We start from the raw sequence: 24,646 nt of genomic DNA, 5'->3' as shown, positions 1-24,646 counted from the left end.
GTGCGACCCTGGGAAGGCTTCTCGTGACCACCTCCGTGACCGTGGACCAGACGGTCGACGCACTGCTCGCATCAGAGTCCGAGGCGTTCGTGCGGCGGCAGCCGCGCAGCACCCAGATGATCGCCGACGCCGGCCGCGTGCTGGCGGGTGGCGCCACCTCCAACTGGCAGATCGCCCAGCCCCAGGCCGTGTGGATGAGCCACGGCCAGGGCTCCCACGTGTGGGACGTCGACGGCAACGAGTACGTCGACATGCACGGCGGGTACGGCGCGTGCATCGCCGGCCACGGGTACCCGGCCATCGTCGAGGCGGTCTCCCGCCAGGTGACCCGCGGCACGCACTTCGCCCAGCCCACCGAGGACGCCATCTGGGTGGCGACCGAGCTGAGCCGCCGCTTCGGCCTGCCGCAGTGGCGCTTCGCCAACTCCGGCACCGAGGCGACCATGGACGCCATCCACCTGATGCGCGCGCTCAAGGGCCGCGACCTGGTCATCAAGGTCGAGGGCTGCTACCACGGCCACCACGACTCGGTGCAGGTCTCGGTGCTCCCCGAGCCCGAGGAGGTCGGCCCGCCGGACGCCCCGAACCGCGTCCCCGGCAACACCGGGATCCCCCAGGCGATCATGGACCTGATCGTGCTGGTGCCCTTCAACGACCTGGGCGCTGTCGAGCGGGTGCTGAAGGAGCACGACGGCCGGATCGCCGGCATGATCCTCGAGCCGGTCATGATGAACGCCGGGATCATCCCACCCGTCGACGGGTACCTCGCCGGGCTCAAGGAGCTGCTGCACGCCCACGACGCGTTCCTCACCTTCGACGAGGTGAAGACCGGGTTCACGACCGGGCCCGCCGGCGCGACCGGCCGGTACGGCGTCACGCCGGACATCGTCTGCCTGGCCAAGGCCCTGGGCGGCGGCATCTCGGTGGCGGCGATCGGCGGCACCGCGGAGATCATGTCCGCGATCGGCGACGGCAGGTACGAGCAGGTCGGCACGTTCAACGGCAACCCGTTGGCGATGGCGGCCACGCGTGCGAACCTGACCCACGTGATCAACGACGCCGGGTACGAGCGGCTGGACGCGCTCGCCGCCCGGGCTCGTGAGGGCTTCGAGGACCACATCGCGGCCAACGGCCTCCCGTGGCGCGTCGTCAGCGTCGGCGCCAAGGGCTGCGTCGCGTTCACCGGCGAACCGGTCCGCAACTACCGCGACTTCCTGGAGGTCGACGACCGCTGGGGCCACCTGCACTGGCTGATGCAGCACAACGGCGGGGTGTTCCTGCCGCCGTGGGGCAAGGTCGAGCAGTGGCTGCTGTCGGTGCAGCACACCGACGAGGACGTCGACCTGCTCGTGTCGAACTTCGGGCGGCTGGCCGCCGTCGCGGGTCGCTCGACCCACGGGTCCACCCCTGGGGCCGCTTGATGACGGGCGGCGCCCTGCGCCTCTCCTCGCTGACGAAGTCGTTCGGCGACGTCGTCGCCGTCGACGGCATCGACCTCGACCTGCCCGCCGGGGAGTTCTGCTCGCTGCTCGGCGCCTCGGGCTGCGGCAAGACCACCACGCTGCGGATGATCGCCGGCTTCGAGCGGCCCGACAGCGGCCAGATCCTCCTCGACGGCCAGGACATGGCGCAGGAGCCGCCGCACCGGCGCCCGGTCAACACCGTCTTCCAGAACTACGCTCTCTTCCCCTTGATGACGGTGCGCGAGAACGTCGCGTTCGGCCTGCGCTACCAGGGCGTGCCGAGGGCCGAGGTCGACCAGCGGGTCAACGAGTCGCTGGAGGTGACCCGGATCGGCGATCTGGCCAAGCGCCGGCCGTCCCAGCTGTCCGGCGGTCAGCAGCAGCGGGTCGCCCTCGCCCGCGCCATCGTGCTCAACCCGAAGGTGCTGCTCCTCGACGAGCCGCTCGGCGCCCTCGACGCCCAGCTGCGCAAGTACCTCCAGCTCCAGCTCCGCCAGCTCCAGCGCGACCTCGGCATCACGTTCGTCTACGTGACGCACGACCAGGAGGAGGCGCTGACCATGAGCGACCGCATCGCGGTCATCGCCGACGGCAAGGTCGAGCAGGTCGGCGCGCCCGAGGAGATCTACGCGCGTCCGGCAACGGCGTACGTCGCCGGGTTCCTCGGCTCCGCCAACATCTTCGACGCCCACGTGACCGACGTGTCGTCCGGCATCGCCACCTGCACCTCGCTCGGCCGGACCGTGGCCGCCGAGGTCACCGACGACTGCCCGCGCGGCGACGCCGCCATCGTCGTGCGGCCCGAGCGGGTCGCGGTCGACGCGGAGACCGCGCCGGGGCCGCAGGGCCACAACCGGCTGACCGGCACCGTGCTCGACGTCGTGTACCTCGGCGCGTCCACCCAGGTGCGGGTCGACGTCGGCAGTGACGGACAGAGCGACCACGTGCTGCTCGTCCAGGTCGCCAACCAGGCCGGACCGAAGTCGTTCACCGCCACGCCCGGCGAGCGGGTCGCGTGCTGGTTCAGCCCGTCCGCCGTCCAGGTCCTGCGGCGCAGCGATGCGAAGCTCCCCGACCCCGTCGAGATCGAGGCCACCGCCTGACGGTCAGCGTTTGCGGGGCTTCAGCCGGCGCGGGCCCTTGGCCAGGCCGAGCTCGTGCTCGGCGTACTCCATCGCGATGTCGTGGGCGAGGTCCGAGGTGATCTCGGGGTCGTCGAGGGCGACCTGCGTGGAGAGACCGTCGAGGACGACGGTGAAGCTCAGCGCGAACCGGCGGGTGCCGACGTCGGCGCGGACGTCGCCGGACTCCTGGCCCTCGCGGACGATCCGCTCGACCAGGTCGCGCCAGCGGCTGTCGAGCTCGACGCGGGCCTCACGTACCTCGGGGTGCCGCAGCGCGGTCGACCACAGGTCCAGCCAGAGGCCCCACGACCCGTGCACCTCGCCGGGCAGCTCGGGGACGCACGACCACTCGACGAGCATCGAGAGCCGGCGCCGGAAGTCCCGCTGCTCGTCGAGCAGCCGCGACGCGGCGTCGTAGTAGGACTCCTCGGAGAACCGCAGCGCGTCGACGAGGAGCCGGTCCCGCGTGCCGAAGTAGTAGATGACCAGGCCCGAGCTGGTGCCGGCCCTCTTGGCCACGTCGGCGATGCGGGTGTCGCCGTACCCGCGCTCGCTGATCAGCTCGGCCGCGGCCTGCAGCATGGCGCGGCGGCGTGCCTCGTTGCCCTCGGTCTGCGGCGCTGCCTCGGCCATCCGGACGACCCCCGTTCTCTTGCCACGGACGCTATCACCTCGTTAGATTGAACAGTCAGTCAAACGCTTCCGTGGTCCCGAACCGAAGGGCGGACGATGACGAGCTCCTACGACGCGATCGTGGTCGGCGGTGGGCACAACGGCCTGGTGGCGGCGGCGTACCTCGCGCGCTCGGGCGCCCGGACCGTCGTGCTGGAGGGCCGGCACAAGACCGGCGGCGCGGCCACCACCGACCAGCCGTGGCCGGACGCACCACACCTGTCGGTCACCCGGCTGTCGTACGTCATGAGCCTGATGCCGCCGACCATCGTCGAGGACCTCAAGCTGGCCCAGCACGGCTACCGGGTGCACCCGATGGGCCCGTACTTCCAGGCGTTCCCCGAGGGCGGCTCGCTGACGATCTACGAGGACGACGAGGCGCGCACGTACGACGAGATGGCGCGGTGGTCGAAGAAGGACGCCGAGGCCTGGCCGAGGTGGAACGCATGGCTGGCCGGCATCGCCGGGGTGATGGGCCCGCTGCTGACCAGGGTGCCGCCGACCATCGGCAGCCACTCGCCGTCCGACCTCGCCGACCTCGGCCGGCTGGTCTGGAAGAACCGCGGCGTGGACACCCGCATGGTCGCCGACATCACCCGCCTGATGAGCATGAGCATCGCCGACCTGCTCGACGACTGGTTCGAGTCGCCGCAGGTGAAGGGCGCGCTGGCGGTGAACGGCGTGATCGGCACGTGGGCCGGCCCGTACGCGCCGGGCACGGCGTACGTCATGGCCCACCACTCGATCGGCGACGTCGGTGACGGCGCCGGGCACAGCCAGCAGCTGGGCTCGTGGGGCTACCCCGAGGGCGGCATGGGTGCGGTGTCCGCGGCGATCGAGCTCTCCGCGCGCACCTTCGGCGTCGAGGTCCGCACGAACGCCCGCGTGCAGGAGGTGACGACCAGCAACGGCCGCGCGACCGGCGTCACGCTCGAGAACGGCGACCAGCTCAGCGCACCGGTCGTGGTGACCACGCTGCACCCCAAGACGGCGTTCCTCGACCAGCTCGCGCGCACCGCCCTGCCCGAGGACTTCGTGCGCGACATCGAGCGCTGGAACACCCGCTCCGGCGTGGTGAAGATCAACCTGGCGCTGTCCGAGCTGCCGCGGTTCACCGACATCCCCGACACCGACAGGGACACCGGACACGCACGGGGCGGCGTCCCCGAGCACCTCACCGGCTCGGTCGAGATGTCACCGACGATGGAGTTCATCGAGCGGGCGTTCCAGGACGCGCGCGAGGGCCGCCCGGCCCTCCTGCCCTTCAGCGACGGCGTGATCCCGACGTCGCTGGACAAGACCCTGAACCCGGACGGCACGCACATCTTCAGCCTGTTCACGCAGTACGTCCCGCACGAGTGGAGCGAGGCGCCGCACACCGAGGAGCTCGAGGCCTACACCGACCGGCTCATCGACCTCTACGACCAGGTCGCGCCGGGTTTCGCCGCATCGGTCACCCACCGTGACATCGTGGGACCGCACCAGATGCAGGAGGAGTACGGACTCATCGGCGGCAACATCTTCCACGGCGAGCTCACGCCCGAGCAGCTCTTCCACATGCGCCCCGCACCCGGGTACGCCGACTACCGCACGCCCATCGCCGGCCTCTACAACGCCAGCTCCGCCACTCACGGCGGCGGCGGCGTCTGCGGCATCCCGGGCTGGCAGGCGGCGAAGGCCGCGATCCACGACAAGAAGTCGATCCGCAACCGACTCCGCAGGCGTGCCAGGTGAGGGGGCCGGCTTGACCGAGGCCCGGGTGGGGTCGCTCGCGCACACCCTCGCCCCGCGCAGCGTCGCGCTCGTCGGGGCGAGCCCTCGTCCGGGCTCGCTCGGGCACCGGATGGTCGGCGAGCTGCAGCGGTCGCCCGGCGTGGATCGGCTGCACCTGGTCAACCCGACGTACGACGAGATCGCCGGACTCCCCTGCCTGCCCGACCTGCACGCGATCGGCGAGGCACCGGACCTGGTGCTCCTCGGCGTCGGCGACGCCCGGCTGGTCGACCAGCTGACCGCGGCCGCCAAGGTCGGCGCCCGCGGAGCCGTGGTCTTCGGCAGCGCCCACGCCGAGGGCGTCCGCGACGAGCTGCGGAGGGTCGCCACCGAGGCCGGCATGGCGCTGGTGGGCGGCGGGTGCATGGGGTTCTGGAACGTACGCCGCGGCGTGCGCGCCATGGGCTACACCGAGCGCGACGACATGCGGGCCGGCCCGGTCTCGCTGGTGACCCACTCGGGCTCGGTGTTCTCCACGCTGCTGCGCACCCGCTTCCGGCTGGGCTTCGACCTCGCGGTGTCGTCGGGCCAGGAGCTGGTCACCACGACCGCGGACTACGTCGACCACATGGTCGACCACACCGACACCCGGGTGCTCGCGCTGGTGCTGGAGACCATCCGCGGCGGCGACCGCCTGCGCTGGTCGCTGCGCCGCGCCCGAGACGCGGGGATCGAGGTCGTGCTGCTGCCCGTCGGCAGCTCGCCCCTCGGCTCGGCCATGGTGGCCGCGCACTCCGGCGCGGTGGCCGGCGGGTCGGCGGCGTGGGAGGCGCTGGCCGACGACGTCGCCGGCCACCTCGTCGCCGACCTGGCCGAGCTCGGCGACACCCTCGCCGTGCTGGCGTGCCCGCGGCGACCCCGGCCGGGTACGGGCATCGCCACCGTCCACGACTCCGGCGCCGAGCGCAGCCTGGTCGCCGACCTGGCCGACCGCCTCGACGTACCGTTCGCCTCCCTGTCCCCCGAGACCCTCGCGGCGCTGGGCGACCGGCTCGAGGACGGCCTCGAGCCCGGCAACCCGCTGGACGTCTGGAACAGCGGGGCGGACACCCACCGGTTGTTCGCCGACTGCCTGACCACGCTCGCGGCCGACCCGGCGGTCGGCGTCTCGGCGCTGGCGATCGACCTGGTGCCCGAGCACGACGGTGACACGGCGTACCCCGACGCGGCTCTCGAGGTCGCGGCCGCGACCACCGAGCCGGTCGTGGTGATGGCCGGGTTGCCGGCGGCGATCGACGAGTCCGCGGCGGACCGGCTGCGCGAGGCGGGCGTCCCGGTGCTCGAAGGCCACCGCAGTGGGCTGCTCGCCCTGCGCCACCTGCTCGACGCGGCGGACCGACCCCGCCCCGACCCGCTCGACGGCACCTCGACGCACGACGAGATCGACCTGGCGGCGTACGGCATCCCGACCCCGGCCGAGCGCGGGGTCACCACCGAGGACGACGCCGTGAGCGCGGCGACCGAGATCGGGTTCCCCGTCGTGCTCAAGACCGCCGCCCCGGGTATCACACATCGCTCCGACGTCGCCGGTGTCGCGGTCGGCCTCACGGACGAGGGCGCCGTGCGCACGGCCTACGCCGACCTGGCCGCGCGCCTCGGACCGGCCGCGACGGTGCACCAACAGGTGCCGGCAGGGGTGGAGCTCTCCGTCGGCATCGTCCGCGACCCGGCTCTCGGCCCGATGGTCGTGGTGGCTGCCGGCGGCGTGCTCGTCGAGCTGCTCGGGGACCGCGCCGTGGGCCTGCCCCCGCTGACCCGCGACGCCGCCCGCCGGATGCTCGGCCGGCTGCGGCTGCGGCCGCTGCTGGACGGGTTCCGGGGCGCTCCGCCGGCCGACGTCGATGCCCTCGTCGACCTCGTCGTCGCGGTGTCCCGGCTGGCGCGTGACCACGGCGACCGGCTCGACGCCCTCGACCTCAACCCCGTGATCGCGACCGCCGAGGGCGCGGTGGCGGTCGACGTCCTCGTGCTCCCGACGACTCCCCAGGAGAGCCCATGACCGGCCTGAGCGACACCGACCTCGACATCCGGCGTCGCGCCCGGGAGTTCACCGACGCGCTCATCCCCTACGAGGTCGAGACCGAGATGGCCGGCGGCGCCGTGCCGCCCGAGCTCGCCGAGAAGCTGCACCACGCGGCGCTGGAGAGCGGGCTGTACGCCACCAACATGCCCACGTCCGTGGGCGGTCCGGGCTTCACCGCGCTCCAGCAGGTGCTCGTCCAGGAGCAGGTGGGCCGCGTCACCAACGGTCTGGCCTGGTGCCTGCACACGCCGCCGCAGTGGTGGAGCGAGGTCGCGACCGAGGAGCAGCGCGAGCGCTGGCTGCTGCCGGCGGTGCGCGGCGAGCGGCACGAGTGCTACGCGATCACCGAGGAGCACGCCGGCTCCGACGTCAGCGACCTGGCCACGACGGCGCGCCGGGAGGGCGACGAGTACGTCGTCGACGGGGTCAAGTGGCACGTCACGTCGTTCAACGTGGCCGACTACTGCTTCGTGCAGGCCGTGCTGACCGAGGGCGAGCACGCGGGCGAGCACGTGCTGCTGGTCGTGGACCTGCCGAGTCCGGGCATCGAGGTCGTGCGCACCCCGGCGTACTCCCACCACATCGCCGACGAGCACCCCATCGTCTCCTTCACCGGCGTGCGCATCCCGGCGTCCCAGCTGATCGGCGCCGAGGGCGAGGGGATGACGTTCACCCAGGACTGGTTCCGGTTCGAGCGGGTGATGGTGGCGGCGCGCTGCGTCGGCGCGTCGTCACGGCTGGTCGAGGAGATGACGGCGTTCGCCGGCGAGCGGATGGTCGGCGGGCACCGGCTCGGCGACCACCAGCTGGTGACCGGGATGCTGGCCGACTCGGCCGCCGAGCTGTTCGCCGGGCGGGCCGCCTTGTACGACGTCGCACGCGCCATCGACGCCGGTGAGGACCGCAAGGTGCTGCACGCCCGCGCGTCGATGGTGAAGCTGCTCTGCTCGGAGACCGCCGGGCGGATCGCCGACCGCGCCGTGCAGGTCTTCGGCGGCCGTGGCTACATGCGGGAGAACGTCGCCGAGCGGATGTTCCGCGAGCTGCGGGTCGAGCGGATCTGGGAAGGCGCCTCGGAGATCCAGCGCGTCATCGTCGGTCAACAGCTGCTCAAGCGCGGGCCGTCCGCCGTCCTCGGGGACTAGGTCAGGAGCCGACCCAGGAGTCAGGCGAGCGCGCGCACCGTCCGCGTCTCCCAGCGGCCGAAGCGGGCCGGGAACGTGCGCAGCAGGTAGCCGTCGGTGTGGTCGCCGTACCCGACGTCGAGACGGCAGCCGCGGGTCGACGTGCCGAGCAGCGCGCCGTACTCCGCGTCGTCGGCCCCGAAGCAGCGCACGACCGTGAAGGTGTCGGCGCCGGCGTCCTGGAGCTTGCGCAGCTTGTCCGCGACGGGCCTGCGGGCCCAGGCGTCGGCCAGCCCGGTGCCGTCCTGGAACGACGCGGCGAGCACGCGGGCGGCGTAGTCACCGGTGGAGAAGTCGGCCGGCAGCTCGTAGGTGCGGTACGCGAGGTTCTCGCCGAAGTCCGAGTAGCAGGTGCGGTCGGCCACGGCGAGGGGCAGCCCGAACCACGCCTGGAGCGAGCACGACCGGATCTCCTGGCTCCCCAGGGCGCGCGGCGCCCGCCACGTGCCGTCGCGCTTGACGTAGATCTGGCTGTAGCCGCCGCCGGGGCACGGGTCGTACAGCCCCTCGCCGACACGTGCGAAGCCGGTGGACGTCCACGTCTTCACGACCACCGTCGCGGCCGACCGGCACGCGGCCGCGCCGCCGGACTGGTGCCACAGGTGCAGCAGCCGCGCGTGCACGAAGTCGCGGAAGCCCTTCGGCGTCCCGGACAGCCGGCCTTCCTGGCCGAGATGGACGGTGCGGCCGTCGCCGGGGTACGTCACCACGCGCCCGGCGGCGGGGGGCTCCGCGTGGGCCGCGAGGCCGGGGGCCAGGAGAGCGGAGGCGAGCGCGACAGAGCCGAGGATGCGGCGCAGGGGGGTCATGCGGCCGACCGTACCGGGGCGTCGAGCGGTCAGCCGGAGGTGCCCGTACGACGTCGCTCCAGGCCGTCGAGCAGCACGTCCAGCCCGAACTCGAACTCGGTCTGGTCGTCGCACCAGCCGAGCGTGGAGTCGGGGTCGTCGTGCGCGACCTCGGCCATCATCGCGGTCAGGTGCGGGAACGCCTCGGCCATCGCGGCCAGCTCGGCCCCCGACTGCTCGCCGGCCCCGCCCCCCTTGCCGGGGTCGAACAGCTCCTGGCTGAAGCCGAGCGCCTTGCTCCCGAGCGCGTGCAGCGTGTGGTGGGCCAGGTCGTTCGAGAACCCGCCGGCGTGCAGCGTCGCCAGCACACCCTCGTAGTAGGCGACCAACGGCGCGCTGATCGAGGTCCGTGACTCCAGCACCGCGGGCAGCCAGGGGTGCTTCAGCATCACCGTGCGCGCGACGAGGACCCGGGCGCGCAGCGCCGCGACCCAGTCGCGCGCGGCGTCCGTTCCGCCGCCCGGCCCGACGGCCTCGATGAGCTCGCCGACGACGGCGTCGACCATGCCGTCGAGCAGGGCCTCCTTGTTGGCGACGTGGTGGTAGAGCGACATCGCCTCGACGCCCAGCTCCTGCCCCAACCGGCGCATCGACAGCGCGCCGAGGCCCTCGTGGTCCGCCAGGCCGACGGCGGTCTCCAGGACGAGGTCACGGCTGAGCGGCTTGCGGGCGGTTCCCGTCAGTTGATCGGTCATCTCGCCGCCAACCCTAGACGGATTGTGTCTTACCGCGTAAGTTTACATCGTAAGTTTACGCCGTAAGGAGACCGCCATGACCGTCCCGACCCACATGCGAGCCGCCACCTACCACCGCTACGGACGACCCGAGGAGGTGGTGAGCGTCCGCGACGTCCCAGTGCCCGAGCCGGGACCGGGCGAGGTGCTCGTCGAGGTCCGCGCGGCGTCGGTGAACGCACTCGACTGGCACTTCGTCACCGGGCTCCCGATGTTCGCCCGCCCGACGCTGGGCCTGCGCCGCCCGAAGCGGACGGTCCCCGGTGCCGACGTCTCCGGTGTGGTCGCGGCGGTCGGGCCGGACGTGACCGGCTGGGGCGTCGGCGACGAGGTCCTCGGCGAGGTGCACGGCGGCGGCTTCGCCGAGTACGTCGTGGCGCCGGCCGACTGGCTGGTCGCCAAGCCCGCGTCCTTGTCGTTCGAGCAGGCGGCCACCATCGGCGTCGCGGCGGAGACCGCCATCCAGGGCCTGCGCGACTGGGGGTCGCTGCGCGAGGGGGAGAGCGTCCTGGTCAACGGCGCCTCCGGCGGGGTCGGCACGTTCGCCGTCCAGGTCGCCAAGGCGCTGGGCGCCGGGCACGTGACCGCGGTCTGCAGCACCCTCAACGTCGAGAACGCCCTCAAGCTCGGGGCCGACCGGGTGGTGGACTACACCCGCGAGGACGCTGCCCGGCTGCTCACGTCGAGCGGGACGACGTACGACGTCCTCTTCGACAACGCCGGCGTCTGGCCGCTGCGGACCTGCTCGCGGATGCTGGCCGAGGGCGGTAGGTACGTGATGGTCACCTCGCCCAAGTCCCGCTGGCTGCGCCCGCTGCCGCGGATGCTCGCCAACCCGCTGTACTTCGCGATCGGGCACGGCACCTCGGCCGGCTTCAAGGTCGCCTCGCACAGCACCCCCGACCTCGAGCAGCTCGCGGGCTGGGCCGGCAGCGGCGTCATCACGCCGGTGCTGGACCGGCGCTACGACCTCGAGGACGCCGGCGAGGCGCTGCGCGCACAGGGCGAGTTCCACGCCCGGGGGAAGTCGGTCGTCGTCCCCTGACGCGCCGCTGGTCGAGGAAGGACGAAGTCCTGTCGCGAGACCCAGGGCAGGACCGCGTGTATCCCCACCGGGTCTCGTGACGGGCGCCAGGGCGCCCTCCTCGACCAGCGGAAGGCCTCCTCCTGACGGCCAGCCGCCGGTACCCCAGGTGGAGGCGCTCGGGGGCGGCGTACGGCGACCGTGGTCGCATGACGATCCTGCTCTCGGACCCGCGCGTCGCCGAGGTCCCCGTCCACGACTGCGGCGAGCCCCTCGTCGCCCTCGACGCCTCGTTCGGTCCGGCCCGCGCGCTGGTGCGCCGCGGGCTGGCCGAGCGGCTCGGGCTCGCCCAGGACCTGCTGCCGCGCGGCCTGCGGCTGCACGTCGTCGAGGGGCACCGCGCCCTCGCCGACCAGCGCGCGATCATCGCGCGGTACTCCGCCGAGGTCTGCCGGCTCCGCCCGGGCATCTCGCCCCACGAGCTGCACCACCTGGTCGCGCGGTTCGTCGCCCCGGTCGACGTGGCCCCGCACGTCGCGGGCGCCGCCGTCGACCTGACGCTCGTCGACGTCACCGGCGAGGAGCTGGACATGGGCACCGCGATCGACGCGACGCCGGAGCAGTCCGACGGCGCCTGCTTCTCCGCCGCCACGAACATCTCCCCCGACGCCCGCGCGCACCGGCACCTGCTCGGCGCGGTCCTGAAGCCGCTCGGCCTGGTGAACTACCCGACCGAGTGGTGGCACTGGTCGTACGGCGACCGGTACTGGGCACTGCTCACCGAGGCGGCGTCCGCCGTGTACGGGCCGGTCGAGGTGACCGCCAAGGTGCCGGCGGCATGACCGCCCTGACGCTTCCGGCCGCCGGCCGGGGCGCCGGACCGCGACTCGTGGTGGACCTCACCGCCGTCGCCGCCAACGTCCGGCTCTTCACCGAGCGCGCCACCGGCGAGCTGATGGCCGTGGTGAAGGCCGACGGCTTCGGGCACGGAGCCGTCGACGTCGCCCGTACCTCCCTGGCCCACGGCGCCACGCGTCTCGGCGTGACCAGCATCGACGAGGCCATGGCGCTGCGGGCGGCCGGGATCGGCGCCCCCGTGCTGAGCTGGCTCAACCCCGTCGACACGGACTTCGCTGCCGCCGTCGCGGCCGGGGTCGAGCTGGCCGTGCCGGGACGCGAGCACCTCGACGCCATCACCCGTCGCGCACCGGGGGCTCGGATCCACCTCCAGCTCGACACCGGCATGGCCCGCGACGGCGCGGCCCCGTCGGAGTGGACGGCGCTGTGCCGGGCGGCTCGGCTGGCCGAGCGTCGTGGTCTTCTTCGCGTCGTCGGCGTGATGGGCCACCTGGCCACCGCCGACGTTCCCGCCGACCATGCCAACGCGACCGGGCGCACGCGCTTCGCCTGGGGACTGGAGGTCGCGCGCGGCTGCGGGCTGCGGCCGGCCGATCGGCACCTGGCGGCCACGTCGGCGACGCTGACCGACCCGTTGAGCCACCACACGATGAGCCGCGTCGGTGCCGGGCTGGTCGGGATCGACCCGAGCCGCACCACGAGCCTGCGGCCGGCCCTGACGCTGACGGCTCCGCTGGTCTCGGTACGCCGTGTGCGTGCCGGGACCGGGGTCGGTTACGGGCACACGTGGACCGCGCCGGCGCCGACGACCCTCGGCCTGGTCCCGCTCGGGTACGCCGACGGCCTCCCCCGCGCCGCGTCGGGCCGTGCCGAGGTGCTGGTGCGCGGCCGCCGCCACCTGCTGGTCGGTCGGATCTCGATGGACATGGCGGTCGTCGACCTGCAGGGCGACCACGCCGAGCCCGGCGACGTCGTCACCCTCTTCGGCCCCGGCGACCGCGGCGAGCCGACCGTCGCCGAGTGCGCCGGCTGGGCCGACACCATCGAGCACGAGATCGTCACCGGCCTCGGGTCACGCCTGCAGCGGACCGTCCGTGGGACTCATGAAGGGCGCTGCGCGACCTCCTCGACCAGCGGGCACCTGCGGAGGGTCCGATGACGCCGCGCGTCCGCGTCGCCGTCATCGGCGGCGGCCAGAACTGTGAGCACGACGTGTCGCTCGCCTCCGCGACCGGCATCGCGACCGCGCTGGACCCGGCGTACGACGTCGTGCGCCTGACCATCGAGCGCGACGGCTGGTGGTGCCGCGACGGCCAGCGGATGACGCTGCCCTCCGCCGTGGCGATCCTGCGCACCTGCGCCGTCGCGATCCCGGCCCTGCACGGACCACGCGGCGAGGACGGCTCGCTCGCGGCGCTCTGCGAGCTGGCCGGGGTCCGGTACGTCGGGTCGGGCGTCGGCGCCGGCGCCCTCGGGATGGACAAGTGGGCCACCAAGCTGGTTGCGTCCGGCATCGGGATCGCCGTCGCACCGGCCGTGCTGCTGACGACGGCGACCGCGGCGACGTACGACTTCACGCACCCGGTCGTGGTCAAGCCGGTCGCGGCCGGCTCCAGCCACGGCGTCACCCTCGTGCACGAGGCCGGCGGCCTGGCGGTCGCACTGAAGGAGGCCTTCGACCTCGACGACCGCGTGCTGGTCGAGGACGTCGTCGTCGGCCGCGAGATCGACCTCGCCGTCCTCGGCCGCCCCGACGGCACCCGCCTCGTCGCGCCCGCGCTGGAGGTCGTCGTGGACGGCATCTTCGACCACGACACCAAGTACGGCGGCCGCGCCGACTTCCGCATCCCCGCCGGCCTCGCCGAGGAGGAGCGCGAGGCGCTGGAGGACGCGGCGGTGCGGACCTACGACGCGCTCGGCTGCGCGGGTGTCGCCCGCGTCGACTTCTTCCTCACCGCAGAAGGTCCGGTGCTCAACGAGGTGAACACGATGCCGGGCTTCACCGAGCAGTCGCAGGTGCCGAAGATGTTCGCCGCCGCCGGCACGTCGTACGCCGACCTGCTGGACCTGCTCGTCCGCGACGCGCTCGCGGCGGCATGAGGCCCGCGGGTCGGATCGCCGGGCTCGACCTGCTGCGCGGGATCGCCGTCGGACTGGTGGTGCTGAGGCACGCGCTGCCCGACGTGGCCCCGGGTGCGGGCGTGGTCGGGGTGGTGATGTTCTTCGCGCTGAGCGGGTACCTCATTACCGGCCTGCTCGCCGACGAGCTCGAGTCGGATGGCCGGGTCGACCTGAGGCGGTTCTACGTGCGGCGGGTGCGACGGCTCGTCCCCGCGCTGGTGCTGCTCGTCGCCGGCGTCGTCGTGGTCACGCTCGTCCTCGATCCCCTCGGTGACCGCGACCGGTTGCTGAAGACCGTGGTGGTGGCGCTGACCTGGACCGGCAACCTGCCGTTCGGGCACGCGAGCGACGCGACGTTCCACCTCTGGACGCTGGCGACCGAGGAGCAGTTCTACCTGTTCTGGCCGACGGTGCTGGCGATCGGCTTCGCGCGACACCGGGTCACGGCCACGCTGGTCCTCGCCGGCGCGGGCTGCGTCCTGGCCTGCGTGGCCACGGTGGTCTGGCTCCGGGAGGCGCCGGACAACGCCTACGCGCTGCCGACCCCGTGGGCGCTCTGCTTCGTGGTCGGCGCGGCCGCGCGCATCCATGGCCAACGCTGGGTGCCGCCGCGCTGGGCGGCACCCGCGGCCCTCACGGGCCTCGCCGTCCTGAGTGTGCTTCCCTTGCGGGGACACGCCCTGACGTACCTCGCAGGAGGCCCGGCCATCGCCATGCTGACCGCCGTGCTGCTCCTCGCCTGGCGCGCCTGGACCGACGTCACCACGCCGGCCCTGCAGGCGCTGGTCTGGCTGGGCACGGTCAGCTACGCGGCGTACCTGTGGAACTACCCGCTGACCCTCTGGCTGCGGCCGCACCTCGAGCACGGCGCGGGTCTCCTCGCGGCCGCGCTGACCGTCGTGATGGCGGCGCTGAGCTGGTACGCCGTGGAGCGGCGCTTCCAGCGACCGCGCCGGCCCGCGCCGGCGCTGGTGGCGGCATGAACCCCGATCGGCTGAGCGAGTGGGCGCCCGACTTCGCGGGCGCGATGGCGGTGCTCGGGCTGGGTCTGTTCGAGGCGTTCAACGCGTCGTTCTACGACAGCTCTGGCCGAGCACAGGTCCTCGTGGCCGTCGGCATCTCGGTGGCCGTCGGCCTGGCGCGCCACGCCCCGTCGATCGCGTTGTCAGTGGTGTGGATCGTCGGCGGCCTCCAGGTGCTGGGCGGCGTCTCGCTGATGTTCGTCGAGCTGGCGATCGCGGTCGTGGCCTTCGCGACCGCCCGCTGGGGCAGCACCGCCACGGTCTGGGTCAGCGGGCTGTCGATCCCGGCGGCGGCGTTCCTCGCGGTGGGGTACGTCGACCACGAGGGCATCGGGTCGCTGTCCCGGTTCATCGGCACCGGGCCGGCGCTGGACGCGGCCCGGCGGGTGGGCACGTCGTGGCCGCTGGTGGCCGGCGCGTTCGGGTTCGCCGTGCTCGCGGTCCCGTGGCTGGCCGGTGTCGCGCTGCGCTTCCGCACCCGCGCCGCGGAGTCGCACGTCTCGCAGGTGGCCGCGGAAGCCGACGCGGCCCGGGCCCAGCGGGAGACCGAGCAGGCCCGCGAGATCATCACGCTGCGCGAGAACCAGGCCCGGCTCGCGCGCGACGTGCACGACGTGATCGGCCACTCGCTGGCGGTGATCCTGGCCCAGGCCGAGTCGGCGCAGTACCTGCCCGACGACGACCCGGCGGCCCTCAAGAGGACGATGGCCACGATCGCGACGTCGGCGCGCTCGTCGCTCCAGGACGTGCGCCAGGTGCTGGCCGGCGGGCAGGGCACCCCGCCGCCGACCCGCACCGGCGCCTTCGAGGAGCTGGTCGAGGGCGTCCGGGCCAGCGGGCACCAGGTGGTGACGACGGAGGCGGGCACCCCGCGGCCGCTGCCGCCCGAGCTCGACCTGGTCGCCCACCGGGTCACCCAGGAGATGCTGACCAACGCCATCAAGCACGGGCGCGCCGACCGTCCGGTCATCGTGGAGCGGCACTGGCCCGGCGAGTGGGGCGGGGGCAGCTACGAACGGGACCTGCGCATCGAGGTGCGCAACGCCGCCGCGGCGCTCGGCGACGAGACCCAGCCGCTCACGCTCACCGAGCCGCCCGGCCAGGGACTCGACGGGATGCGGCGGCGCCTGGAGTCGGTCGGCGGGCGCCTCGACGTACGCCGGCGCGAGGAGCCGGACGGGCCGACGTTCACCGCGACGGCGTGGGTGCCGGTGAGTGGCCGGTGACCATCCAGCCGGTGAGCGACATCCGCGTGCTGCTGGTCGACGACCAGGAGCTGTTCCGCGAGGGCGTCCGGGTGATCGTCGACGCCCAGGAGGGCATGGAGGTGGTCGGCAGCGCCGGCGACGGCCTCGAGGCGGTCAGCCTGGTCGACGAGCTCGAGCCCGACGTGGTGCTGATGGACATCCGGATGCCCGAGATGGACGGGGTCGAGGCGACCCGGCAGATCTTCCAGCCCGACCGGGTGTCGCGACGCGCCTCGCCGGTGCGGGTGATCGTGCTGACGACGTTCAACCTCGACGACCGCGCGGCGACCGCGATCCGTCACGGGGCGAGCGGGTTCCTGCTCAAGGACACGACGCCACAGATGCTGCGGGACGCGATCCGCACCGTGCACAGCGGCAACGCGGTGCTCGCACCGACCGACCTGTCGACGCTGCTGGACAGCCAGTTCCGCGCCGTCTCCCCGCCGCCCGCGGCGTACCTGTCGCTCACCGACAAGGAGCGCGAGGTCTTCGCCGCGGTGGCCCGCGGGCTGTCGAACACCGAGATCGCGGCGCTGGTGTTCGCCGGCGAGTCGACGGTGAAGACCCACGTCGGCGCGATCCTGCGCAAGCTGGGCCTGCGCGACCGGGTGCAGATCGTGGTGTTCGCGCACCAGCACGGGCTGGTCGGGCTCTAGCCGTCCCAGACGGGGAGCTCGACGACGAACCTCGTGCCGTCCTCGGGCGAGGACTGCACGCTGATCGTCCCGCCGTGCCGGGACACGGCGCGCTCGGCGATGGCCAGGCCGAGGCCCGTGCCCGGTCGTTGACGCACGCGCGGGTCGGTGCTGCGGAAGAACTCCTCGAAGACCCGCGCCCGGTCCTCCTCGCCGATCCCGACGCCGCGGTCGACGACCTCGATGCGCACCCGCTGGTCGACCCGGTGCAGCGACACCGCGACCCGCCCGCCGGGTTCGGAGTACTTGACGGCGTTGGCCACCAGGTTGCTCACCACCGCGTCGAGGTCCTGCACGTCGCCGACCACCAGCAGCTCGGCGGGCTCCGCGTCGAGCTCGATCGCGATGTCCCGGGCATCGGCCTCGCCGGCCAGCAGGTCCAGCACCCCGCGGGTCTGCGCCACGAGGTCGACCACGTGGTCCAGCGGACGGTCCGGGCGGCCGACGCGGGCGAGCACGAGCAGGTCGTGGCACATCGCCTCGATCCGCCGGGCCCCGCGCTGGACGTTCTCCAGCCCGCGCACGGTGAGGGCGTCGTGGTGGTCCTCGGTGAGCAGCAGCTCGGCGTTCTGGAGGATCGCGGTCAGCGGGTTCTGCACCTCGTGGGACAGCACGTCCATCAGCTGCGCGCGGTACTCGGCGACCGCCTGCTCGCGGGCCAGCCCCTCGGCGTACTCGCCCCGCTCGAGCGCGGTGATCACGGCCCGCGCCGCCTGGCGCGCGTACAGCTGGAGGATCCGCTGCTGCTCCGGTCCGGGCCGCCGGCCGTTGCGGGGCAGGTCGATCGACAGGAGCCCGCGCAGGGTGCCGCTGTCGTCGTGCAGCAGCGCGCAGAGCAGGTCGTGGGGGTGCCAGGCGTCCGGCTCGTCGGACACGTCGATGTCCGGGATCCACGAGTAGTCGTCGAGGTGGCCGGCCTCCCGCTCGTACGGCACGAACTTCAGCAGCCCCCAGTCCTCCGCGTTCTCGAGCTCGGCGAGCACGGCCTCGACGGGCGTCTTCAGATCGGCCAGCTCCCGCCGCGCCCGGTCGTCGCCCGCCACGGCGGCGTAGTGCAGGATCCCGTCGCGCACCACGCTGATCGCCGCGACGTCGAAGCCGGCGAGCTCCACCACGCCCTCGGCGATGAACTGGAGGGCGGACTGGTCGCGTTCGGTGGGGGGCTCCATCTCACCCCCACCGTAGTGCTCAGAAGAGGGGCAGGTTCGGGTCTTCGCTCGGGATCCGGCCGCCGGCCAGCCTGATCCAGTCCAGCGGCCGCGCGGCGCCGGGCGGCGGTCCTCCGGTGACCTCGCCGTAGCCCACGGCCAGCACGGTCGCGACGGTCACCACCGCCTCGGGATCGCCGGGGTGGCGCGGCACGTCCAGGGCCCGCGCGAGGTCGTCGCCGTGCACCACGAGCTCGAGGAGCCGGGTCAGCACGTAGTCGTCGCGGCTGATCGGGCCGCGGCGGCCCAGCACCACGGGGCTGCGGATGGTGGCCAGGTGGGCGAACGCCGCCGCCGCGATCGCGTCCAGGCCCGCCAGCAGGTCGTCGCCGAGCTCGGCCTGGATCTCCTCGGTCTGGCCGGCGATCGCCGCGGCCGCGGGAGGGTACGCCGCGACGTACTCGCGCAGGGTGATCGGCACGGTCCCGTCCGGCGCCTCGGCGATGCCCTGCACGAGCCGGAGCCCGAGGCCCAGGTGCGCGACCAGGTCGCCGACGGTCCAGTCGCCCAGGCCGGTGGCGAGATCGGCGCGGCCGAGCACGTCCTCCTCCTCGAGCCAGGCCCGGAGGTGCTCCCACTGCCGTCGCAGGACGTCGTCCATGGCGCGCAGGCTAGCGTCGCAGTCGTGGCTGTCGAGGTGCGCCCCGCGACGCGTTTCGCCGACGTGGCGACCATGCTCGGGCCGAGGAAGGACCCGGACGCGACCGTGTGCTGGTGCCTGAGCCACCGCGTCGACTCGGCGACGAACAAGTCGCTGGTGGGCCGGGAGCGGGGCGAGTACGTGCGGAGGCTGTGCCGCCGCAAGGTCCCTCCCGGCGTGCTCGCGTACGACGACGGCGAGGTCGCCGGCTGGGCCGGCATCGCGCCACGTGCGGACCTGCCGGTCGCGCGCTCGACCAAGATCGACGCGGTCGACGACCTGCCGGTGTGGAGCATCTTCTGCGTCCGCGTGCGCCCGGGGTTCCGTGGCCGCGGCATCTCCCTGCGGCTCGTCGAGGGTGCCGTCGAGCTCGCTCGGTCACAGGGCGCGCCGGCCGTCGAGGCGGTGCCGGTCGACAACCAGGGGAAGAAGGTGGACCTGACGATGGCCTTCGTCGGGACGCGCGGGCTGTTCGAGAGCGCGGGCTTCACCAATGTCGCCGACACCCGCTCGGTGACCGCAGGGTTCCCGCGGGTCGTCATGCGGCTGCCGCTCGGCTGAGCGTCGCTACGCTCAGGCGTGGACTTCGCCCTCACCGACGAGCAGCGCAGCATCGTCGAGGTCACCCGAGCGTTCGTCGAGCGTGAGCTCGTCCCCCACGAGGAGGAGGTCGAACGCACCGGACGAGCCCGGCCCGAGCTGATCGAGCAGATCCGGGCCAAGGCGCTGGAGCTGGGGCTCTACGCCGCGAACATGCCCGAGGAGGTCGGCGGCGCCGGGCTCGACGCCGTCACGTTGGTGCTCTTCGAGAAGGAGCTCGGCAAGACCAGCTACGCCCTGCACTACACCGGCGTCGCCCGGCCGTCGAACATCCTGATGGCGGGTACGCCGGAGCAGCGCGAGCGGTACCTCCTGCCGTGCGTCCGCGGCGAGAAGACCGACTGCCTGGCCATGACGGAGCCCGGAGCGGGGTCGGACATGCGCGCGATCCGCACCCGCGCCGTACGGGACTCTGCCGGCGCCGGGGGCGATTGGGTCATCCGCGGCACCAAGCACTTCATCAGCCATGCCGACGAGGCCGACTTCGTCATCCTGCTCGCGCGGACCGGCGAGGACGGCGCCGGCCGGCCGACGATGTCGACGTTCCTGGTCGACCTCGACACCCCGGGGCTGGCGGTCCACGACGGGTACCGCAACGTCTCGCACCGCGGGTACACCAACTCGATCCTGGACTTCGACGACGTCCGCGTGCCCGCGGGCGCCCTGCTCGGCGAGGTGGACAAGGGACTGGAGCTCGCCGGCGAGTGGCTCGGGTCGACCCGGCTGTCGGTGGCCGCGACCTGCATCGGTCGGGCCGAACGCGCGCTCGGGCTGTCCGTCGCGCACGCGGCGAGCCGGGAGCAGTTCGGCCAGACCATCGGCCGGTTCCAGGGCGTCGGCTTCAAGCTGGCCGACATGGCCACCGAGCTGCGCGCCGCCGAGCTGGTCACCCTGTACGCCGCGTGGAAGGTCGACCAGGGCACCGCGACCGACGCCGACATCGCGATGGCCAAGCTCAAGGCCACCGAGATGCTGGCGATGGTGGCCGACGAGGCGATCCAGGTCCACGGCGGGATGGGGCTGATGGACGAGCTGCCCCTGGAGCGGATCTGGCGGGACGCCCGGATCGAGCGGATCTGGGACGGGACGTCGGAGATCCAGCGCCACATCGTGTCCCGGTCGCTGCTGCGGCCGCTGGGAGGCTGACCCGATGAGCGACGCGCTGCACACCCGGAGCGAGGACGGCGTCCTCGAGGTCACCCTCGACCGCCCGCCGGCCAACGCCATCGACCTGGCCACCAGCCGCGAGATGGGCGAGCTCTTCGCGTCGTTCCGCGACGACCCCGACCTGCGCGTGGCGATCGTGCGCACCGCGGGCGACAAGTTCTTCTGCGCCGGCTGGGACCTCAAGGCCGCGGCGGCCGGGGACGACGTGCTCGGCGACTACGGGGTCGGCGGCTTCGGCGGCATCCAGCAGCTGCCCGACCTCGGCAAGCCGGTGATCGCTGCGGTGCACGGCCTGGCCATGGGCGGCGGTTTCGAGCTGGCCCTCTCCTGCGACCTGATCTACGCGTCGTCGAGCACCCAGTTCGGGCTTCCCGAGATCAACGCCGGCACGCTCGCCGACGCCGCCACGGTGAAGCTGCCGAAGCGCATGCCCTTCCACGTCGCGATGGACCTCCTCCTCACCGGACGCTGGATGGGTGCCGAGGAGGCGGCCCGCTGGGGCCTGGTGAACGACGTGCTCGAGGACGACGACGCGGTGCGCGCGCGAGCGTGGGAGACCGCTCGCCACCTCGCCTCCGGCCCGCCCCTGGTGTTTGCCGCCATCAAGGAGGTCGCCCGCGTCGCGGAGTCGCTGACGTTCGTCGAGGCCATGGACCTGGTCACGAACGGCCGGCTCCCGGCGGTCGAGCGCCTCTACGAGTCCGAGGACGAGAAGGAGGGCGCGCGCGCGTTCGCGGAGAAGCGCAAGCCCGTGTGGAAGGGCCGCTGACGCGGCTCGTGCGTCACGCACGGATGCGGGTCGCGTGCGACCAGACGACCTGCCAGCGCCCCTCACGGCGCTCGTAGTAGTCGGTGTGCCACATCGTCCCGGTGTCGAGGCTGCCGTCGACCATGATCTCGATGCGCACGCGGTAGCGGACGATCCCGGCGTCGCCGACGACCCGAGCGGCGATCTCCCCGTCCGGCTCGAACACGCGGTAGTCCAGGAGCCCCGATCGGATCCCCTCCAGGTAGTCCTGCTTGGACAGCGTCCCGCCACCGGGCGTCACCAGCTGGTAGTCGTCGGCGTGCAACGGCATGGCAGCGTCCAGGTCCTTGGCCACCAACGCCCGGAGCCGCCGTCGCTCCACGTCGCTCAGGTGCGCCTCGTCGCTCACGTCGAGAGTGTCGATGAGCACGGCGGAAGCTGTCGACCGCTGGGCGGGACGAAGCTTGCGCGCCGTCGCGCGGACCCGCCTGGAGCCTTCTGATCCGTGGGCACGCATTCCTACCCGCTGACGACGAAGCGGTGCACGATGAGCGCACGATGTCGCGTGCCGCCCGCTTCCTGGTGATCGCAGCGGCCTGGGCGCTCCCGGTCGCGTGGCTCGTCGTGGGTCTGCTCCTGCGTCCCTCGGACGGCACGGTCGTCTGGTCGCCGCCGCTCAGCGGCGGGCCGGGCTGGGGTGGCTCACTGCCGGTGACCGAGACCTACGGGACCACGCCCCTCGAGGTGGACGACCGGATCACCGAGGTCGACGGCAGACCCGTCCGCGACTGGCTGTCCGGCGCCGCCTCCGACCGGCGGGCGGTCGGCGACGACGTCACCTACACCGTCGTCCAGGTCGGCGCGAGCGGCCTCGGCCAGGAGTTCCAGCGCACGGTCACCCTGCACCGCTTCCCCGTTGCGGCCGCCCTCCGGGAGGACCTGCCGGTGGTCGTCACCGGCCTCCTCCTCATGCTCGCCGGAGGTGTCGCCTTCTTCGTGCGGCCGGAGCTGGGGGCCGCGAGGTCCTTCCTGGGCGCGATGACGCTGATCCCCGCCGGACTCGCGTCGACACGCTGGGGCGTCGGCGCCATCGACCTCGCGGGCGGCAGGGGCCTGTGGCCGCACGTCACCAGCGAGGTGTTGTGCGCCCTGGGTCTGGGCCTGGCCGTGCTGAGCGCCGTCACGTTGCGCGCCCCACCGGGCCGGCTGGAGGCACGGCCGTGGATCCTTCCCGTCGCGCTGCTGCTGCCGTTCGCCGGGTACGCCGCCTGGGCGGTCGGCCGGTCCCTCACCGTCGACGGGCCGGAGCAGACGCGCTCACTGCTGTCGGTGGCCGTCCCGGCGGCCGTGCTTGCCGTGCCCGCCGTCCTGCTGGCACTCGCGTCCGGTTACCGAGACGCGCCCGGCCGGGAAGCCAGGCTCGCCGTCCGGCTGGCCCTCCTCGTCCTCGCCGCCGGCCTCGCCGCGCGCCTGCTGCTGGGCGACCTGCCCGAGCTCGTGGCCGGCGACCCCGTCATCCCCTGGGACGCCCTCATGCTGCTCCTGGCCGCGCCCGTCGTGGCGGGCCTCGTCGTCGCGGTCGTGGGCTACCGCCTCGACGCCATCGAGCCCGCCGTCCGTCGCGCGGTGACCCAGGGCGCCGTGGCGGCCGTGGTCGGTGCGGCGTTCGTCGCCGTCGCAAGCACGGTCGGCCTCGCGACCGACGCCTCCGTCGGACCGATCCTCGCCGGAGGCGCGGTCGCCCTGGTGGTGCTGCCGCTCGCGGTGGCGGTCCAGCGAGGTGTCCGCCGGGTGGTGTACGGCGACCGCGACCTGCCGCGGACCGTCGTCTCCGCGCTGCGCCGCCTCGACGCCACGACCGGCACGACCGAGGCGCTCACCGAGACGCTGACGCTGCTGTCGCGCCGGCTTCGGCTCTCCCACGCCGTCATCGAGGTCCCCGCCGGGTCGGGTGAGGACGTCGTGCTGGCCTCGGTCGGCGAGCCGCAGGGCCGGCAGCCGGTGAGCGTCGAGCTGGTGGTCGGCGGCGTCCGCCTCGGTTCCCTGCACCTGGAGGTGGCCCCGGACCGCGACCCGTTCGGCCGCGGCGACCGCCGGCTGCTCGAGGACGTCGGCGCGGAGGTCGGCACGTTGGTCCAGGCCGTCCTCGCGAACAGCGAGCTCCAGCGCTCGCGCCAGGAGATCGTGACGGCGCGCGAGGAGGAACGCCGGCGGCTGCGGCGCGACCTGCACGACGGGCTCGGGCCGTCCCTGGCCGTGTTGGCCATGCGCCTCGAGTCGGCCCACGAGCTGGTGGAGTCGGATCCCGAACAGGCCGCCGAGGTCGTGGCCGGCCTCGCCGACCTGGCGCGCGACGAGATAGCGGAGGTACGCCGCCTGGTCGACGGCCTCCGCCCGGCTGCACTCGACCAGCTCGGCCTCGTGTCGGCCCTGCGTCAGCGCGCCGCCCAGCACGAGCTGACCGCGGGCGACGGGGCCGTGGTCTGGACGGTCGACGCCGACGACTCGGTCGAGCCACTGCCCGCAGCGGTGGAGGTCGCGGCGTACCGCATCGTCGTCGAGGCCGTCACCAACGCGGTCAAGCACAGTGGGGCACGCGCCTGCACCGTCACGCTTCGGCGAGACGGCACGGACCTGCACGTGCGGGTCCGCGACGACGGCCACGGGCTGGTCGCCGGCTCCCCGGCTGGTGTAGGCCTGTTCTCCATGAGGGAGCGGGCCCAGGAGGTCGGTGGCGTGTGCACGGTGACCTCGGACGCCAGGGGGACGACGGTCGAGGCCCGCCTGCCGCTCCGTCTCGACGGGGGCCTCGACGGGGGCCTCGACGGGGGATGAGCATGGAGTCGCTGCGGGTGCTGGTCGTCGACGACCACGAGGAGTTCCGCCACAGCCTCGAGTCGCTGCTGGGTGCGATGGACGGCGTGGAGGTGGTCGGCCGTGCGGGTGACGGCCGACGGGCGGCGGAGATGGCGCTGAGCCTGCAGCCGGACGTCGTGGTGATGGACCTCCACATGCCCGAGCTGAACGGCGTGGAGGCCACCGCCCGGATCGTCGCCTCGTCGCCGCACATCAGCGTGCTGGTGCTGACGATGATGGAGGACGACGACTCGGTCTTCGCCGCCGTGAGGGCCGGCGCCCGCGGGTACCTGCTCAAGGGTGCCAAGCGCCAGGAGATCAGACGCGCCATCGAGGCGGTGGGCGCCGGCGAGGTGATCTTCGGGCCCGGCATCGCCGAGCGCGTGACGTCGTACTTCCGCCACGTGCGGAGCCGGCCGACGGCCCCGGCCTTCCCCGAGCTCACCGACCGGGAGCGGGAGATCCTCGGGAAGATCGCCGAGGGGAAGGACAACTCCGAGATCTCGCGGGAGCTCCAGCTGTCGGTCAAGACGGTGCGCAACCACGCGAGCAACATCTTCGCCAAGCTGCAGGTGGCCCACCGGGCACAGGCGATCGTGCTGGCCCGCGAGGCAGGGATGGAGAGCCCGAGCACGTGAG

Annotated in this window: 23 protein-coding genes; 17 read left to right on the top strand and 6 right to left on the bottom strand. The window is 73.3% G+C overall.

Features of this window, described 5'->3' with window-relative positions; all coding sequences use genetic code 11:
* Nucleotides 1-23 precede the first annotated feature (23 nt).
* Together ISU07_RS03600 and ISU07_RS03595 are read left to right on the top strand one after the other, a co-directional pair.
* Complete coding sequence (locus ISU07_RS03600; RefSeq protein ID WP_323742411.1) at nucleotides 24-1,421, top strand: aspartate aminotransferase family protein; 1,398 nt, start codon at nucleotides 24-26, stop codon at nucleotides 1,419-1,421.
* Entirely contained in the window at nucleotides 1,421-2,566 is a 1,146-nt protein-coding gene (locus ISU07_RS03595) for an ABC transporter ATP-binding protein (protein ID WP_194705340.1), read from the top strand. The genes ISU07_RS03600 and ISU07_RS03595 overlap by 1 nt, the downstream gene beginning before the upstream one ends.
* A gap of 3 nt (nucleotides 2,567-2,569) precedes the next feature.
* On the opposite strand, the gene ISU07_RS03590 is transcribed toward ISU07_RS03595, so the two are convergent.
* Nucleotides 2,570-3,220 carry a TetR/AcrR family transcriptional regulator gene (locus ISU07_RS03590; RefSeq protein ID WP_194705339.1) on the bottom strand — a complete coding sequence of 217 codons (651 nt, stop codon included), beginning with the start codon at nucleotides 3,218-3,220 and terminating at the stop codon, nucleotides 2,570-2,572.
* Nucleotides 3,221-3,316: 96 nt separating this feature from the next.
* Between ISU07_RS03590 and ISU07_RS03585 the strand changes: the two genes are divergently transcribed.
* From ISU07_RS03585 to ISU07_RS03575, 3 genes are read left to right on the top strand one after another with little or no spacing between them, the layout of a single operon-like run.
* On the top strand, nucleotides 3,317-4,993 hold the full coding sequence (locus tag ISU07_RS03585) for a phytoene desaturase family protein (RefSeq protein WP_194705338.1): 1,677 nt from the start codon (nucleotides 3,317-3,319) through the stop codon (nucleotides 4,991-4,993).
* A gap of 10 nt (nucleotides 4,994-5,003) precedes the next feature.
* On the top strand, nucleotides 5,004-7,031 hold the full coding sequence (locus ISU07_RS03580; RefSeq protein WP_194705337.1) for an acetate--CoA ligase family protein: 2,028 nt from the start codon (nucleotides 5,004-5,006) through the stop codon (nucleotides 7,029-7,031).
* Nucleotides 7,028-8,200 (top strand): acyl-CoA dehydrogenase family protein, encoded by a 1,173-nt coding sequence (locus tag ISU07_RS03575; protein ID WP_194705336.1) that lies wholly within the window; start codon nucleotides 7,028-7,030, stop codon nucleotides 8,198-8,200. Before ISU07_RS03580 ends, ISU07_RS03575 begins: the two co-directional genes overlap by 4 nt.
* A gap of 20 nt (nucleotides 8,201-8,220) precedes the next feature.
* Here ISU07_RS03575 and ISU07_RS03570 read toward each other — a convergent pair whose 3' ends face one another.
* A complete protein-coding gene (locus ISU07_RS03570) occupies nucleotides 8,221-9,048 on the bottom strand; it encodes a hypothetical protein (RefSeq protein ID WP_194705335.1) in 828 nt (275 codons plus the stop codon).
* A 29-nt stretch (nucleotides 9,049-9,077) separates the two neighbouring features.
* Nucleotides 9,078-9,782: a TetR/AcrR family transcriptional regulator gene (locus ISU07_RS03565; RefSeq protein ID WP_194705334.1), complete on the bottom strand. Its 705-nt coding sequence runs from the start codon at nucleotides 9,780-9,782 to the stop codon at nucleotides 9,078-9,080.
* Between the two features lie 76 nt (nucleotides 9,783-9,858).
* On the opposite strand from ISU07_RS03565, the gene ISU07_RS03560 reads away from it, so the two are divergent.
* From ISU07_RS03560 to ISU07_RS03530, 7 genes are all read left to right on the top strand, one after another.
* Nucleotides 9,859-10,866: an NAD(P)-dependent alcohol dehydrogenase gene (locus ISU07_RS03560; RefSeq protein WP_194705333.1), complete on the top strand. Its 1,008-nt coding sequence runs from the start codon at nucleotides 9,859-9,861 to the stop codon at nucleotides 10,864-10,866.
* A 188-nt stretch (nucleotides 10,867-11,054) separates the two neighbouring features.
* Complete coding sequence (locus tag ISU07_RS03555; RefSeq protein WP_194705332.1) at nucleotides 11,055-11,687, top strand: M15 family metallopeptidase; 633 nt, start codon at nucleotides 11,055-11,057, stop codon at nucleotides 11,685-11,687.
* On the top strand, nucleotides 11,684-12,862 hold the full coding sequence (gene alr / locus ISU07_RS03550) for an alanine racemase (RefSeq protein WP_194705331.1): 1,179 nt from the start codon (nucleotides 11,684-11,686) through the stop codon (nucleotides 12,860-12,862). Before ISU07_RS03555 ends, alr begins: the two co-directional genes overlap by 4 nt.
* Nucleotides 12,859-13,803: a D-alanine--D-alanine ligase family protein gene (locus ISU07_RS03545; RefSeq protein WP_194705330.1), complete on the top strand. Its 945-nt coding sequence runs from the start codon at nucleotides 12,859-12,861 to the stop codon at nucleotides 13,801-13,803. The genes alr and ISU07_RS03545 overlap by 4 nt, the downstream gene beginning before the upstream one ends.
* Entirely contained in the window at nucleotides 13,800-14,807 is a 1,008-nt protein-coding gene (locus ISU07_RS03540) for an acyltransferase family protein (RefSeq protein ID WP_194705329.1), read from the top strand. Before ISU07_RS03545 ends, ISU07_RS03540 begins: the two co-directional genes overlap by 4 nt.
* Nucleotides 14,804-16,072 (top strand): sensor histidine kinase, encoded by a 1,269-nt coding sequence (locus ISU07_RS03535; protein WP_194705328.1) that lies wholly within the window; start codon nucleotides 14,804-14,806, stop codon nucleotides 16,070-16,072. The genes ISU07_RS03540 and ISU07_RS03535 overlap by 4 nt, the downstream gene beginning before the upstream one ends.
* Nucleotides 16,073-16,083: 11 nt before the next feature.
* The gene (locus ISU07_RS03530) at nucleotides 16,084-16,749 is read left to right on the top strand and encodes a response regulator transcription factor (RefSeq protein WP_323742410.1); all 666 of its coding nucleotides are present in this window, start codon (nucleotides 16,084-16,086) and stop codon (nucleotides 16,747-16,749) included.
* Here the strand turns inward: ISU07_RS03530 and ISU07_RS03525 are convergent.
* Together ISU07_RS03525 and ISU07_RS03520 are read right to left on the bottom strand one after the other, a co-directional pair.
* Nucleotides 16,746-17,957, bottom strand: a complete 1,212-nt coding sequence (locus ISU07_RS03525; RefSeq protein ID WP_194705326.1) for a sensor histidine kinase — start codon at nucleotides 17,955-17,957, stop codon at nucleotides 16,746-16,748. The two genes, ISU07_RS03530 and ISU07_RS03525, sit on opposite strands and share 4 nt — an antisense overlap.
* A 19-nt stretch (nucleotides 17,958-17,976) precedes the next feature.
* The gene (locus ISU07_RS03520; RefSeq protein WP_194705325.1) at nucleotides 17,977-18,597 is read right to left on the bottom strand and encodes a maleylpyruvate isomerase N-terminal domain-containing protein; all 621 of its coding nucleotides are present in this window, start codon (nucleotides 18,595-18,597) and stop codon (nucleotides 17,977-17,979) included.
* A gap of 24 nt (nucleotides 18,598-18,621) precedes the next feature.
* On the opposite strand from ISU07_RS03520, the gene ISU07_RS03515 reads away from it, so the two are divergent.
* The 3 genes from ISU07_RS03515 to ISU07_RS03505 are packed head-to-tail and all read left to right on the top strand — an operon-like array spanning nucleotide 18,622 to nucleotide 21,172.
* Nucleotides 18,622-19,197, top strand: a complete 576-nt coding sequence (locus ISU07_RS03515; protein ID WP_194705324.1) for a GNAT family N-acetyltransferase — start codon at nucleotides 18,622-18,624, stop codon at nucleotides 19,195-19,197.
* A gap of 18 nt (nucleotides 19,198-19,215) precedes the next feature.
* Nucleotides 19,216-20,382, top strand: a complete 1,167-nt coding sequence (locus ISU07_RS03510; RefSeq protein WP_194705323.1) for an acyl-CoA dehydrogenase family protein — start codon at nucleotides 19,216-19,218, stop codon at nucleotides 20,380-20,382.
* A gap of 4 nt (nucleotides 20,383-20,386) precedes the next feature.
* The gene (locus ISU07_RS03505) at nucleotides 20,387-21,172 is read left to right on the top strand and encodes an enoyl-CoA hydratase-related protein (RefSeq protein WP_194705322.1); all 786 of its coding nucleotides are present in this window, start codon (nucleotides 20,387-20,389) and stop codon (nucleotides 21,170-21,172) included.
* Between the two features lie 13 nt (nucleotides 21,173-21,185).
* Here ISU07_RS03505 and ISU07_RS03500 read toward each other — a convergent pair whose 3' ends face one another.
* Nucleotides 21,186-21,560 (bottom strand): nuclear transport factor 2 family protein, encoded by a 375-nt coding sequence (locus ISU07_RS03500; RefSeq protein WP_194705321.1) that lies wholly within the window; start codon nucleotides 21,558-21,560, stop codon nucleotides 21,186-21,188.
* A gap of 149 nt (nucleotides 21,561-21,709) precedes the next feature.
* Here ISU07_RS03500 and ISU07_RS03495 point away from each other — a divergent pair, with 149 nt between their 5' ends.
* Both ISU07_RS03495 and ISU07_RS03490 read left to right on the top strand, forming a co-directional pair.
* Entirely contained in the window at nucleotides 21,710-23,986 is a 2,277-nt protein-coding gene (locus tag ISU07_RS03495) for a sensor histidine kinase (protein WP_194705320.1), read from the top strand.
* 2 nt (nucleotides 23,987-23,988) lie between these two features.
* Nucleotides 23,989-24,645: a response regulator gene (locus ISU07_RS03490; RefSeq protein ID WP_194705319.1), complete on the top strand. Its 657-nt coding sequence runs from the start codon at nucleotides 23,989-23,991 to the stop codon at nucleotides 24,643-24,645.
* Nucleotide 24,646 lies beyond the last annotated feature (1 nt).

The organism is Nocardioides islandensis (assembly GCF_015352455.1).
Taxonomy (GTDB): Bacteria; Actinomycetota; Actinomycetes; order Propionibacteriales; family Nocardioidaceae; genus Nocardioides; species Nocardioides islandensis.
The sequence above is the reverse complement of the archived record's forward strand: the minus strand, read 5'-3'. Positions and strand labels throughout refer to the sequence as shown.